This window comes from Pseudomonas sp. ANT_J28 (assembly GCF_008370005.1).
Lineage (GTDB): Bacteria > Pseudomonadota > Gammaproteobacteria > Pseudomonadales > Pseudomonadaceae > Aquipseudomonas > Aquipseudomonas frigoris.
In genome coordinates this window covers 1-13,862 of record NZ_VOBM01000077.1, presented here as the reverse complement: position 1 = coordinate 13,862, position 13,862 = coordinate 1, and the positions used below count along the sequence as shown (strand labels likewise).

Below are 13,862 nucleotides of genomic sequence, written 5' to 3'. Positions count from 1 at the left end.
GCTCCCACATTGGTTCTGTGAACGACGCAGATCCAATGTGGGAGCGGGCTTGCTCGCGAAGGGGCCGGAACAAACACCGCACAACCCCCAGACAAACAAAAACGCCCCCGACCTTGCGGTCGGGGGCGTTTTTTTAAGCGCTAACTAAGTCGAAACTCAGTTACCGGCTTTCTTGGCAGCGCGGGTACGCTCGCTTTCGCCCAGGATCTTCTTACGAAGACGGATGGACTTAGGAGTGACTTCGCACAGTTCGTCTTCTTGCACGAACTCAAGCGCTTGCTCCAGGGTGAAACGGATAGGCGGAACCAGAGCGATGGTTTCGTCTTTACCCGAGGCACGCATGTTGTCGAGCTTCTTGCCTTTGGTTGGGTTGACGCCCAGGTCGTTGTCGCGGCTGTTGATGCCGACGATTTGACCTTCGTACACGTCTTCACCGTGACCCAGGAACAGTTTGCCGCGAGCTTGCAGGGTTTCCAGCGAGTAAGTCAGAGCCTTACCGGTAGCAACCGAAACCAGCACGCCGTTCTGACGGCCGGACATGTCGCCGGACTTCATCACGTCGTAACGGTCGAAGATCGAGGTCAGGATGCCTGCACCGGAGGTCAGGGTCAGGAACTCGTTACGGAAACCGATCAAGCCACGAGCCGGGATGTTGTACTCAAGGCGCACACGGCCCTTGCCATCCGGAACCATGTTGGTCAGGTCGCCTTTACGGATACCGATCTGTTCCATGATCGAACCTTGCGATTCTTCTGGCAGGTCGATGGTCACGTTTTCGTACGGTTCGTGCTTCACGCCGTCAACCATGCGGATGATCACTTCCGGACGACCAACACCCATTTCGAAGCCTTCGCGACGCATGGTTTCGATCAGTACCGAGAGGTGCAGCTCACCACGGCCGGAGACTTTGAACTTGTCGGCGGTGTCGCCTTCTTCAACGCGCAGGGCAACGTTGTAGAGCAGTTCTTTATCCAGACGTTCTTTGATGTTACGGCTGGTGACGAACTTGCCTTCACGACCGCAGAACGGCGAGTCGTTAACCTGGAAGGTCATGGAAACGGTTGGTTCGTCAACGGTCAGCGGCTTCATCGCTTCGACGTTCAGTGGGTCGCACAGAGTGTCGGAGATGAACAGCTGGTCGAAGCCGCTGATGCAGACGATGTCGCCGGCAGCTGCTTCGTCAACGTCGATACGGTGCAGACCGTGGTGCCCCATCAGCTTCAGGATACGACCGTTACGGCGCTTGCCGTCGGCGTCGATAGCCACAACTTGAGTGTTCGGCTTGATGCGACCACGGGCGATACGGCCAACGCCGATAACACCCAGGAAGCTGTTGTAGTCCAGTGCCGAGATTTGCATCTGGAACGGACCGTCACGGTCAACTTTTGGAGCCGGTACGTGGTCAATGATCGCCTGGTACAGCGGGGTCATGTCTTCAGCCATGTCGGTGTGTTCCAGACCGGCAATGCCGTTCAGGGCCGAGGCGTAGACAACTTTGAAGTCCAGCTGTTCTTCGGTAGCACCGAGGTTGTCGAACAGGTCGAAGATCTGGTCCAGAACCCAGTCCGGACGCGCGCCTGGACGGTCAACCTTGTTGATGACCACGATTGGACGCAGGCCGGCTTCGAAAGCCTTCTTGGTCACGAAACGGGTTTGCGGCATAGGGCCGTCTTGAGCGTCAACCAGCAGCAGAACGGAGTCAACCATCGACATTACGCGTTCAACTTCGCCGCCGAAGTCGGCGTGGCCCGGGGTGTCCACGATGTTGATGTGGTGGCCGTTCCAGTTGATGGCGGTGTTTTTCGCCAGAATGGTAATACCGCGTTCTTTCTCCTGGTCGTTGGAGTCCATCACGCGCTCGTCGTTGAGCTCGTTGCGCTCCAGGGTGCCGGATTGACGCAAGAGTTTGTCTACCAGGGTGGTCTTACCATGGTCAACGTGAGCAATGATGGCGATGTTGCGTAGATTTTCGATCACTTGTGTATCTCGATCAGAGGATTCGGTGTGCTGACAAGTCTTGGCAGCGATTAACAGTAGAGTCCGGCAAAGCCGTTACAGCTTGACGGCGGCGTCGGGGGGCCGGTGACGCAGGCCACAGGCAAACAGCCCCGGGCTCTTAGCTCGGTCGATAAACGCGCACATTGGCATGCCCCTCACTGAGCAAATGGTGGGCATGCAGGCGACTCATCACGCCTTTGTCGCAATACAGCAGGTACTGGCGAGTAGGGTCCAGTTCCTTGAAACGAGCGTTCAATGCATAAAACGGCATCGTTTGTACCTCAATGCCAACGAGGCCCAGCGGGTCGTCTTCAGCGGCATCCGGATGACGGATGTCGATGACGATCTGACCAGCCAGCGCTTCACTGACTTCTTCGATCTGCAAGTCCTGGCCCAATTCGTCGATCACACGATCGATCGGCACCAGTTTGGCGTTCTCGAGCGCACGCTCAAGTACTGCCATGTCGAACTGTTGTTCTTCGTACTCCACGCGTGGACGCTTGGCGTGGGTCTTGGGGTTCACCGAGATGACCCCGCAGTATTCCGGCATGTGCTTGGCGAAGTCGGCAGTACCGATATCGTTGGCCAGGTCGATGATGTCCTGCTTGTGACTGGCGATCAGCGGACGCAAGACCAGCTTGTCGGTCACGCAGTCGATCACGGACAGGTTCGGCAGCGTCTGGCTCGACACCTGGGAAATCGCTTCGCCGGTGACCAGCGCATCGATCTCCAGCCGATCGGCAATACGGGAAGCAGCGCGCAACATCATACGCTTCAAAACTACGCCCATATGACTGTTATCGACTTTACCGAGAATTTCTCCCAGTACTTCCTCGAACGGCACACTCACAAATAACACGCGTTGGGAGCTGCCGTACTTCTTCCAGATGAAGTGCGCGACTTCCATAACGCCCAGTTCATGGGCTCGTCCGCCCAGATTGAAGAAGCAGAAATGGCTCATCAGCCCGCGGCGCATGATCTGGTAAGCAGCAACAGTGGAATCGAAGCCGCCGGACATCAGCACAAGCGTCTGTTCCAGGGCACCCAGCGGATAACCGCCGATACTGTTGTGCTGGTTGTGAATCACGAACAACCGTTTGTCGCGAATTTCGAGGCGAACTTCGATTTCCGGTTCTTTCAGCGAGATTCCGGCGGCGCCGCACTGACGACGCAGTTGGCTGCCGACGTATTTCTCGACGTCCATCGAACTGAATTCATGCTTGCCGGCACGCTTGCAGCGCACCGAAAAAATCTTCCCGGCCAACGCATCACCAAAGTGCTGCTTGCACTTGGCGACGATGTCGTCGAAGTCACCCAGCGGGTATTCGTCGACTTGCAGGAAATGCGCGATGCCCGGCATGCAGCTCAGGCGTTCGGTCATCTCCTTCAGGGCTTTGGGCTCAGCGATGCGCGTTTCAAGCTCGAGATTGTCCCAGACACCGTTCACCACCACAGCCGGGTCCAGGTCGCGGAGCACGGTACGGATGTTTTTGGCCAACTGGCGGATGAAACGCATCCGTACCGGGCGGCTCTTGATGGTGATCTCGGGGAAGACTTTTACGATTAGTTTCATGAAAACAGCGCGCGCTGGGCCAGCCGAAAAAGGGGGGCGCGGATTATAGCGGAAATTGCTCAAGGTTTAACCAGTTAATGTGCAGAAGGTTTTGCGCGCACCAAAACAGGTCATTTGTTGGATTTGACGCTACATTACGGGGCGCTATTTCCGGCTTTACTACGCTTTGCACCTTTATAAGCGTGAAATTGGGGCAAAAAACCCATGGTGGGGCACTGGCATGCAATTTGCTCCCTTGTGAGGCAGGTTGCCTTGGCAGAGTATTCGCGCCGGCATCACCCACATTCTAAGGGCATCCACTACTAAGCCCGAAGCCACCCGGAGGACACTATGTCGAAGTCGGTTCAACTCATCAAAGATCATGACGTCAAGTGGATTGATCTGCGCTTCACGGACACCAAAGGCACTCAGCACCACGTGACCATGCCGGCTCGCGACGCGCTGGATGAAGCTTTCTTCGAAGAAGGCAAAATGTTCGACGGTTCCTCCATCGCCGGCTGGAAAGGCATCGAAGCCTCCGACATGATCCTGATGCCGGACGACAGCACTGCCGTTCTCGACCCGTTCACCGAAGAGCCAACCCTGATCCTGGTTTGCGACGTGATCGAGCCTTCGACCATGCAAGGCTACGACCGTGACCCACGTGCGATCGCCAAGCGTGCCGAGGAATACCTGAAGTCGACCGGTATCGGCGACACCGTATTTGTTGGTCCAGAGCCTGAATTCTTCATCTTCGACGAAGTGAAGTTCAAGTCCGACATCTCCGGCTCCATGTTCAAGATCTACTCCGAACAAGGTTCGTGGATGTCCGACCAGGACGTGGAAGGCGGCAACAAAGGCCACCGTCCAGGCGTCAAAGGCGGCTACTTCCCGGTTCCGCCGTTCGACCACGACCACGAAATCCGTACCTCCATGTGCAACGCCATGGAAGAAATGGGCCTGGTCATCGAAGTTCACCACCACGAAGTGGCAACTGCCGGCCAGAACGAAATCGGTGTGAAGTTCAACACCCTGGTGGCCAAGGCTGACGAAGTTCAGACCCTGAAGTACTGCGTACACAACGTTGCTGATGCATACGGCCGCACCGCGACCTTCATGCCTAAGCCGCTGTACGGCGACAACGGTTCGGGTATGCACGTTCACCTGTCCATCGCCAAAGATGGCAAGAACACCTTCGCTGGCGAAGGCTATGCCGGCCTGTCCGATACCGCTCTGTACTTCATCGGCGGCATCATCAAGCACGGTAAGGCCCTGAACGGCTTCACCAACCCGTCGACCAACTCCTACAAGCGTCTGGTCCCAGGTTTCGAAGCTCCGGTAATGCTGGCCTACTCGGCTCGCAACCGTTCCGCTTCGATCCGTATTCCTTACGTGTCCAGCCCTCGCGCTCGCCGTATCGAAGCCCGCTTCCCGGATCCAGCAGCCAACCCGTACCTGGCCTTCGCAGCCCTGGTAATGGCTGGCCTGGACGGCATCCAGAACAAGATCCACCCTGGCGATGCTGCTGACAAAAACCTGTACGACCTGCCGCCTGAAGAGGCGAAAGAGATCCCACAAGTTTGCGGCAGCCTGAAAGAAGCCCTGGAAGAGCTGGACAAAGGTCGTGCGTTCCTGACCAAAGGCGGCGTTTTCAGCGACGACTTCATCGACGCTTACATCGCTCTGAAAAGCGAAGAAGAAATCAAAGTACGTACCTTCGTACACCCACTGGAATACGAGCTGTACTACAGCTGCTGATCCGGTAGCGCTTGCGCAAGCGGCGTGACAAAAAAGAGGCCTCCTTCGGGAGGCCTTTTTTGTGCCCGCAATTCAGGGTTCTTTGGTGCTGGAGAGATTTCCTTAAACCATGCCCAAATGTTTACAACTTGGGCCAACCGTCACCCCTGACCTATGCTGCAATCCAATGCTTTCGTTTCTGGTCAATTTTATGGGTCGTGGTTTTCTACTGATGTTGCTGCTGATCGCCCTGCCCGCCGCAGCGCAGATCTACAAGTACACCGACGCCGACGGCAACACCGCCTACAGCAATCAACCGCCCGATGGCGTGAAGGCTCAGCCGGTCGAGTTGCCGCCGCTCAACAGTGTCGAGCCCCAAGTCCCTTCTGCGCCAGCGGTCGAAGCCACCAGCCGCGAACAGCCACGAAGCGCTTACGAGGTGCTAAAGCTGACCAACTTACCCACTACCGAAGCGCTGCGCGCCAACAACGGCACCTTCACCGTCAACGTGCTGATCAAACCCCGCCTGCAAGGCCCTCATCTGTTCAGGCTGTTGCTGGACGATCAACCTTACGGCCAGCCGAGCAACGTGCCAATACTGCAACTGGTCAATATTGACCGCGGCACACACAGCCTTGCTGTACAGGTGATCGACGGGGAAAACATCGTTCAACAAAGTCCCACCGAGACGTTCACCGTACAACGGGTGCATAAGCCGTGAGGCTGTGGCTGCTGATCACCTGCTTGATCGCCCTGCCGGTGACGGCCGAGGTGTTCACCTACGTCGACGCCCAGGGCAATCGGGTCTACACAGACCAGCCAGGCTCCGGCAACGCCAAGCGCGTGCCCATGGCGACGAGTAACCGCATGTCCGCCAACCCTGGCGGCGCAGCACCGGTGACGGCTGGTAAGAAGGCCGAAACAAAACCACTGTTTCACTACGACATGCTGAGAGTACTGGTGCCAGAGCCAGACGCCACGGTGCGCAGCAGCGCTGGTGAGATTATCGTCAGTATCACTAGCGAACCCGGCCTGCAACGCGGCCACCGCTACCGATTGCTACTGGACGGCCAACCCACCGCAGCGCCCGGCCTGAGCCCGGTGTTCGCCCTGAGCAATATCGATCGCGGCAGCCATAACCTCTCCGTGGAAATCCTCGACGAGCAGGGCCACACGGTCGAGCGCACCGCCAATCAGCCGTTCCATATGCTGCGCATCTCCCTCGCACAGAAGCGTCAGGTCAAACCCTGCGCCCTCCCCGATTACGGCCAACGGCCGGAATGCCCGCTCAAAGACAAACCCGTAGAAGAAAAAAATCCCTTCCTGCGCTTCTTCTAACGCCGCTCAAGTTTGCGCACTATATTGGTGCAATTGGTTGCACCATACTCACATCCCATCCCATTTTGGTTCGAAAGTACCCGTCAAAGCTGGCAGAACGCCACGCAAACGAGCGTCAAACGCCCGTTTCAGGCCTTAAACGCTTCTTTTCGGAGCCTTGGTTTGGTTTTTGCATTTTCCTCGTATCGGCGCGTTATTCACGCGCATGCCCTGCTCCAAAAGAGGTCCTGATGACCATTAGTGACGCACTGCATCGATTGCTACTCGACAACCTGACCACCGCCACCATTCTGCTCGACGCCGAACTGCGCCTCGAGTACATGAACCCGGCGGCGGAGATGCTCCTGGCCATCAGCGGTCAGCGTAGCCATGGGCAGTTCATCAGCGAGTTGTTCACCGAATCTACCGAGGCGCTGAACTCCCTGCGCCAGGCGGTCGAGCAGGCGCATCCGTTCACCAAGCGCGAAGCGATGCTCACCGCCCTCACCGGCCAGACGCTGACCGTCGACTACGCGGTAACACCGATCCTGGCCAACGGCGCCACCATGCTGCTGCTGGAAGTCCACCCCCGTGACCGCTTGCTGCGAATCACCAAGGAAGAGGCGCAGCTGTCGAAGCAGGAAACCAGCAAGATGCTGGTGCGCGGGCTCGCTCACGAGATCAAGAATCCTCTCGGCGGCATACGCGGCGCGGCGCAATTGCTTGCCCGCGAGCTGCCGGAAGAAAGCCTTCGCGACTACACCAACGTGATCATTGAAGAGGCCGATCGCCTGCGCAATCTGGTCGATCGCATGCTCGGTTCCAATAAGCTGCCGTCATTGGCGATGTGCAACGTCCACGAAGTTCTGGAACGCGTTTGTCATCTGGTGGAGGCCGAAAGCCAGGGCTGCATCACGTTGGTGCGCGACTACGACCCAAGCATTCCCGACGTGTTGATCGACCGCGAACAGATGATTCAGGCCGTGCTGAACATCGTGCGCAATGCGATGCAGGCCATCAGCAGCCAGAACGAGCTGCGCCTGGGCCGCATCAGCCTGCGTACCCGCGCCATGCGCCAGTTCACCATCGGCCACGTGCGCCATCGCCTGGTGACCAAGATCGAAATCATCGACAACGGCCCGGGCATTCCCGCGGACTTGCAAGAAACCATCTTCTTTCCCATGGTCAGCGGCCGCCCGGACGGTACCGGGCTGGGCCTGGCCATTACCCAGAACATCATCAGCCAGCACCAGGGCCTGATCGAATGTGACAGCCATCCAGGCCACACCACCTTCTCGATCTTTCTGCCACTGGAACAAGGAGCCACATCGACATGAGCCGTAGTGAAACCGTGTGGATCGTCGATGACGACCGTTCTATCCGTTGGGTCCTGGAAAAAGCCTTGCAGCAAGAAGGCATGACCACGCAAAGCTTCGACAGCGCCGATGGCGTGATGAGCCGCCTGGCGCGCCAGCAGCCGGACGTGATCATCTCCGACATCCGCATGCCGGGTGCCAGCGGTCTGGACCTTCTGGCGCGGATTCGCGAACAACACCCACGGCTGCCGGTCATCATCATGACCGCTCACTCCGATCTGGACAGCGCTGTCGCGTCCTATCAGGGCGGCGCGTTCGAATACCTGCCAAAACCGTTCGACGTCGACGAAGCGGTGTCGCTGGTCAAACGCGCGAACCAGCACGCCCAGGAACAGCAAGGCCTGGTAGTCCCGGTCGCCTTGACCCGCACCCCGGAAATTATCGGTGAAGCACCGGCGATGCAGGAAGTGTTTCGCGCCATCGGGCGCTTGAGCCACTCCAACATCACTGTGCTGATCAACGGTGAATCCGGTACCGGTAAAGAGTTGGTGGCACACGCGCTGCACCGTCACAGCCCACGGGCGGCTTCGCCGTTCATTGCGCTGAACATGGCGGCAATCCCGAAAGACCTGATGGAATCCGAGCTGTTCGGCCATGAAAAAGGCGCGTTCACCGGCGCGGCCAACCTGCGACGCGGGCGCTTTGAACAGGCTGACGGCGGCACGCTGTTCCTCGATGAAATCGGCGACATGCCGGCAGACACCCAGACTCGTTTGCTGCGGGTGTTGGCGGACGGCGAGTTCTACCGTGTCGGCGGCCATGTGCCGGTGAAGGTCGATGTGCGAATCATCGCCGCGACTCACCAGAATCTGGAAACCCTGGTGCACGCCGGGAAATTCCGTGAGGACTTGTTCCATCGTCTCAACGTGATTCGCATCCACATTCCACGGTTGTCGGACCGTCGCGAAGACATCCCGACCCTGGCCAAGCATTTCCTCAGCCGCGCCGCGCAAGAACTGGCGGTGGAGCCGAAGCTGCTGAAAAGCGAAACCGAGGAATACCTGAAGAACCTGCCGTGGGGCGGCAACGTGCGTCAGCTGGAGAACACCTGCCGCTGGATCACGGTGATGGCTTCGGGTCGCGAAGTGCACATCAGCGACCTGCCGCCGGAGCTGCTGAACCTGCCGCAGGATTCGGCACCGGTGACCAACTGGGAGCAAGCGCTGCGCCAGTGGGCTGATCAGGCGCTGGCTCGCGGTCAGTCGAGCCTGCTGGACAGCGCTGTACCGGCGTTCGAACGGATCATGATCGAAACCGCCCTCAAACACACCGCCGGCCGCCGCCGCGATGCCGCCGTTTTGCTGGGCTGGGGGCGTAATACACTGACGCGCAAGATCAAGGAATTGGGGATGAAGGTTGATGGTGGGGATGATGATGAAGGGGATGAGGGTTAACCTTTAACCTGATCGTTTAACCCGATCGTTCCCATGCTCTGCTTGAGAACGATCAACACCCTTCCGTGCACCGCCGCAATGCACCGTGAACCGCAATCGCGCACGGCAACAGATCCGAAATCCCGCCTGCGTTCGCAATCAAACCTCTATCTAAAAAACACGAAAGCCCCGGAATACGGGGCTTTCGGCGTTTCAGCGCGACATTCTGTTTCAACTTGTTAAAACCTGGCACGCCCCCTGCAATAGTCCATTCAGTGATTCAGTTCACTACCCGGTTTCGGGGACCTTGGTACAGGCAGGCCGGGGATTCCCCTCTTTACATCGGGCTCACAACGCACAAGCGACGAGCCCAAGCAGTTTTGGGGCCCTTGATACAGGCAGGTCAGGGGTTCCTTCTTTACACCGGGCTCACGTCGCAATGCGCGAGCCCTCCCGTTTTGGGGACCTTGGTACAGGCAGGCCGGGGATTCCCTCTTTTATTGCTCTCGGAGATGGATCTCCAGCCGCCAGCGGTCATCGACCTCGCTACCGGCCCACTCGCCCTGCAGTGGCCGAGCCGCCACCACCGTCAGCAACAACCCCCCATCACTCAAACGCACGCGCCAGTTCACGCTCTTGTCGTTGATTTTGAGCTGACCTTTCTGCGCCTTGCCTTCAGCCTCGAACAGCAACGCGAGGCTACCGTCGACGAACTCGCCGTGAGCCTTGGGTTCGTTGTTGAACCACACCACCAGCCCATCGTTCGTGACCTCGACCTGCTGCAATTCGCTGGGGTCGGGCGTGGTGAGGCGACCGATCATCAGCCCCACCATCACCCCGACAATCGCTAGCGAAGCCATCACTCGCGGGAATAGCTTCGAACGCGGGTCCGCTTCAGGCGTAGAATGCCGCTCATCTTTACCTTCGGAGCCGTGCATGTTTCACGTCATCCTTTTCCAACCAGAAATTCCGCCGAATACCGGCAACGTTATCAGGCTGTGCGCCAACAGTGGCTGCCACCTGCATTTGATCGAACCGCTGGGCTTCGAGATGGACGACAAGCGTCTGCGCCGGGCCGGCCTCGATTACCACGAGTATGCCACCCTGCAACGCCACGCAGACCTCGCCAGCTGCCTGGAAAGCCTCGGTCATCCTCGGCTGTTCGCCTTCACCACCAAGGGCTCGCGGCCGTTCCACGATGCCAGCTTCGCCGAGGGCGATGCATTCCTGTTCGGCCCGGAAAGCCGTGGTTTGCCGGCGGAAGTACTCGATGCCCTGCCCAGTGAACAGCGCTTGCGCTTGCCGATGCGCGAAGGTTGCCGCAGCCTGAACCTGTCGAACACCGTAGCGGTCGCCGTGTACGAAGCATGGCGGCAGAACGACTTTAAATAACGCCGCATAACAAATGTGGGAGCGGGCTTGCTCGCGAAGGGGTCATCAGCTTCAACATTAATGTTGACTGACACACCGCTTTCGCGAGCAAGCCCGCTCCCACATTGGACTTGCTTTGACTCAGGACCGCTTACTGGACGGTCGGAGTCTCGCCAGCCGCCTGCATGCGTTGCAGTTCTTGTGCGTACAGCGCGTCGAAGTTCACCGGGGCCAGCATCAGGGCCGGGAACGAACCGCGGGTGACCAGGCTGTCCAGGGTTTCACGAGCGTACGGGAACAGGATGTTCGGGCAGAACGCGCCGAGGGTGTGGCTCATCGAAGCGTCATCGAGGTTCTTGATCAGGAAGATCCCGGCCTGCTGCACTTCAGCGATGAACGCCACTTCTCCGTTTTCACCGTTTTTCACGGTAACGGACAAAGTCAGCACGACTTCGTGGAAGTCGCCTTCCAGGGCCTTTTGACGGGTGTTCAGATCCAGACCGACGCTCGGCTCCCACTGCTGGCGGAAGATAGCCGGGCTTTTCGGTGCTTCGAAGGACAAGTCACGTACGTAGATGCGCTGCAAGGAGAATTGCGGTGCGGTTTCTTCTTCGCTAGCTGCAGTGTTCTGTTGGTCAGTCATCTCAGATCCTTTCTGATCTTGGGGTCTTATAGGGAAGGCATTCAGGCCTTGAGCATGGCGTCGAGCTTGCCGGCGCGCTCAAGGGCGAACAAGTCATCACAACCACCCACGTGGGTGCTGCCGATCCAGATCTGCGGCACGGACGTACGTCCGGCCTTCTGAGCCATGGCGGCACGCACCTGCGGCTTGCCATCGACCTTGATCTCTTCGAAGGCCACGCCTTTGTTCTCGAGCAGGTACTTGGCTCGCGAACAGTAAGGGCAGTAATCGCTGGAATAGACGACGACGTTGCTCATATCACTTCACCAGCGGCAGGTTGTCGCCTTTCCAGCTGGAAATACCGCCGGAGAGCTTGGCGGCGGTGAAGCCGGACTTCATCAGTTCGCGAGCATGCGTGCCGGCAGTCTGGCCCATGGCATCGACCAGGATGATGGTCTTGGCCTTGTGCTTTTCCAGCTCGCCGACGCGAGCGGTCAGTTTGTCGTGAGGAATGTTCACCGCGCCAACAATGTGACCGGCGGCGAAGTCCTTGGTCGAACGAATGTCGATCACAACGCCCGCGTCCTTGTTGACCAGCCCGGTCAATTCACCGGTGCTCAGGCTGCGGCCGCCGCCTTGCATCTGATAAGCGATCAGCAACGCCAGCAGTACGACGAAGATACCGACGAGCAGATAGTGGTTAGTGGCAAATTCAATCAGGTGAGCAACCATCGAAGGAGGTTCCAGGGCGTTAAAATGTCGGCCAGTATACACAGCCACTATGGTGGGCCAAACCCCGTCCGGCGGTGACGCGGTCGGAACTTAGCTTTAAACTGCCACTCCCTTTTCCATCGCCCTCTTTTAACTCAGCCACGAGTGGAATCCATGACTACCACGCCTAAACCTTTGGTCCTGATTATTCTCGACGGCTTCGGTCACAGTGAGAGCCCTGAATCCAACGCCGTCTTTGCAGCGAAGAAGCCCGTACTGGACCGTCTGTGGGCCACCGTGCCGAACGGCCTGATCTCGGGCAGCGGCATGGACGTCGGCCTCCCGGATGGCCAGATGGGCAACTCCGAAGTCGGCCACATGAACCTCGGCGCCGGCCGCGTGGTGTATCAAGACTTCACACGCGTGACCAAATCGATCCGCGATGGCGAGTTCTTCGAGAACCCGACCATCTGCGCCGCTGTCGATAAAGCCGCCGCTGCCGGCAAAGCCGTGCACTTCATGGGCCTGCTGTCCGATGGCGGCGTTCACAGCCACCAGGATCACCTGGTTGCCATGGCTGAACTGGCTTTCAAGCGCGGCGCCGAAAAAATCTATCTGCACGCATTCCTCGACGGCCGCGACACGCCGCCGAAAAGCGCTCAGTCGTCCATCGAATTGCTGGACGCGGCGTTCCAAGCCCTCGGCAAAGGCCGGATCGCCAGCATTGTTGGCCGCTACTTCGCCATGGACCGCGACAACCGTTGGGACCGCGTGTCCCAGGCTTACAACCTGATCGTCGATGGCAACGGCGAATTCAACGCCGCCACCGCTCAGGAAGGCCTGCAAGCCGCATACGATCGTGGCGAGAGCGACGAATTCGTCAAAGCCACTTCCATCGGCGAGCCGGTGAAAGTCGAAGACGGCGACGCCGTGGTGTTCATGAACTTCCGCGCCGACCGCGCCCGTGAACTGACCCGCGTGTTCGTCGAAGACGATTTCAAGGAATTCGAACGTGCCCGCCAGCCAAAACTGGCCGGCTTCGTCATGCTGACCCAGTACGCCGCCAGCATTCCTGCGCCATCGGCCTTCGCCGCGGGCAGCCTGGACAACGTGCTGGGCGACTACCTGGCGAAAAACGGCAAGACCCAACTGCGCATCGCCGAGACCGAGAAGTACGCCCACGTGACCTTCTTTTTCTCTGGCGGCCGCGAAGAACCGTTCCCGGGCGAAGAACGCATCCTGATCCCGTCGCCAAAAGTCGCCACCTATGACTTGCAGCCCGAGATGAGCGCCCCGGAAGTCACCGACCGCATCGTCGATGCCATCGAAAACCAGCGTTACGACGTGATCGTGGTCAACTACGCCAACGGCGACATGGTCGGCCACAGCGGCGTGTTCGACGCAGCCGTTAAGGCCGTTGAATGCCTCGACCTGTGTGTTGGCCGCATCGTCGATGCCCTGGAAAAAGTCGGCGGTGAAGCGCTGATTACTGCCGACCACGGCAACGTCGAGCAAATGGCCGACGAATCCACCGGCCAGGCACATACCGCCCACACCACCGAACCGGTGCCGTTCATCTATGTTGGCAAGCGTGACTTCAAGGTTCGCGACGGCGGCGTGCTGGCGGATGTGGCACCGACCATGCTGATGCTGATGGGGCTTGAGAAACCGACCGAAATGACCGGAACGTCGATTTTGGTGTAATCGGTCTCTCAGACTCCACTAAACCCTGTGGGAGCGGGCTTGCTCGCGAATGCGGTGCGTCAGTCGACATCAACGTTGACTGACGAACCGCATTCGCGAGC

At 58.6% G+C, this 13,862-nt stretch carries 13 protein-coding genes; 7 read left to right on the top strand and 6 right to left on the bottom strand.

Features of this window, described 5'->3' with window-relative positions; genetic code table 11:
- Positions 1-156: 156 nt before the first annotated feature.
- Both typA and thiI read right to left on the bottom strand, forming a co-directional pair.
- Complete coding sequence (typA, locus tag FQ187_RS29260) at positions 157-1,977, bottom strand: translational GTPase TypA (RefSeq protein ID WP_149632151.1); 1,821 nt, start codon at positions 1,975-1,977, stop codon at positions 157-159.
- 139 nt (positions 1,978-2,116) lie between these two features.
- Positions 2,117-3,571: a tRNA uracil 4-sulfurtransferase ThiI gene (thiI, locus tag FQ187_RS29255; protein ID WP_149632150.1), complete on the bottom strand. Its 1,455-nt coding sequence runs from the start codon at positions 3,569-3,571 to the stop codon at positions 2,117-2,119.
- Between the two features lie 330 nt (positions 3,572-3,901).
- Between thiI and glnA the strand changes: the two genes are divergently transcribed.
- From glnA to ntrC, 5 genes are all read left to right on the top strand, one after another.
- A complete protein-coding gene (gene glnA / locus FQ187_RS29245; protein WP_046045568.1) occupies positions 3,902-5,308 on the top strand; it encodes a glutamate--ammonia ligase in 1,407 nt (468 codons plus the stop codon).
- A gap of 190 nt (positions 5,309-5,498) precedes the next feature.
- On the top strand, positions 5,499-6,008 hold the full coding sequence (locus FQ187_RS29240) for a DUF4124 domain-containing protein (protein ID WP_149632148.1): 510 nt from the start codon (positions 5,499-5,501) through the stop codon (positions 6,006-6,008).
- Positions 6,005-6,625 (top strand): DUF4124 domain-containing protein, encoded by a 621-nt coding sequence (locus FQ187_RS29235; protein ID WP_149632147.1) that lies wholly within the window; start codon positions 6,005-6,007, stop codon positions 6,623-6,625. Before FQ187_RS29240 ends, FQ187_RS29235 begins: the two co-directional genes overlap by 4 nt.
- Before the next feature lie 230 nt (positions 6,626-6,855).
- Entirely contained in the window at positions 6,856-7,941 is a 1,086-nt protein-coding gene (gene glnL / locus FQ187_RS29230; protein WP_010464561.1) for a nitrogen regulation protein NR(II), read from the top strand.
- Positions 7,938-9,374, top strand: a complete 1,437-nt coding sequence (gene ntrC, locus FQ187_RS29225; protein ID WP_149632146.1) for a nitrogen regulation protein NR(I) — start codon at positions 7,938-7,940, stop codon at positions 9,372-9,374. The genes glnL and ntrC overlap by 4 nt, the downstream gene beginning before the upstream one ends.
- 476 nt (positions 9,375-9,850) lie before the next feature.
- Here ntrC and FQ187_RS29220 read toward each other — a convergent pair whose 3' ends face one another.
- Positions 9,851-10,291, bottom strand: coding sequence for a hypothetical protein (locus FQ187_RS29220; protein WP_046052179.1), 441 nt, complete (start codon positions 10,289-10,291; stop codon positions 9,851-9,853).
- Here FQ187_RS29220 and trmL point away from each other — a divergent pair.
- The gene (gene trmL / locus FQ187_RS29215; RefSeq protein ID WP_149632145.1) at positions 10,290-10,745 is read left to right on the top strand and encodes a tRNA (uridine(34)/cytosine(34)/5-carboxymethylaminomethyluridine(34)-2'-O)-methyltransferase TrmL; all 456 of its coding nucleotides are present in this window, start codon (positions 10,290-10,292) and stop codon (positions 10,743-10,745) included. The two genes, FQ187_RS29220 and trmL, sit on opposite strands and share 2 nt — an antisense overlap.
- A gap of 130 nt (positions 10,746-10,875) precedes the next feature.
- On the opposite strand, the gene secB is transcribed toward trmL, so the two are convergent.
- Genes secB through FQ187_RS29200 form a run of 3 tightly spaced genes read right to left on the bottom strand, consistent with a single transcriptional unit; the run spans position 10,876 to position 12,078 of the window.
- Complete coding sequence (gene secB, locus FQ187_RS29210; RefSeq protein ID WP_027922165.1) at positions 10,876-11,367, bottom strand: protein-export chaperone SecB; 492 nt, start codon at positions 11,365-11,367, stop codon at positions 10,876-10,878.
- Between the two features lie 41 nt (positions 11,368-11,408).
- The gene (gene grxC, locus FQ187_RS29205; protein ID WP_008149430.1) at positions 11,409-11,663 is read right to left on the bottom strand and encodes a glutaredoxin 3; all 255 of its coding nucleotides are present in this window, start codon (positions 11,661-11,663) and stop codon (positions 11,409-11,411) included.
- A 1-nt stretch (position 11,664) separates the two neighbouring features.
- A complete protein-coding gene (locus tag FQ187_RS29200) occupies positions 11,665-12,078 on the bottom strand; it encodes a rhodanese-like domain-containing protein (RefSeq protein WP_008149429.1) in 414 nt (137 codons plus the stop codon).
- Positions 12,079-12,231: 153 nt separating this feature from the next.
- Here FQ187_RS29200 and gpmI point away from each other — a divergent pair, with 153 nt between their 5' ends.
- Complete coding sequence (gpmI, locus tag FQ187_RS29195) at positions 12,232-13,761, top strand: 2,3-bisphosphoglycerate-independent phosphoglycerate mutase (protein WP_149632144.1); 1,530 nt, start codon at positions 12,232-12,234, stop codon at positions 13,759-13,761.
- Positions 13,762-13,862 lie beyond the last annotated feature (101 nt).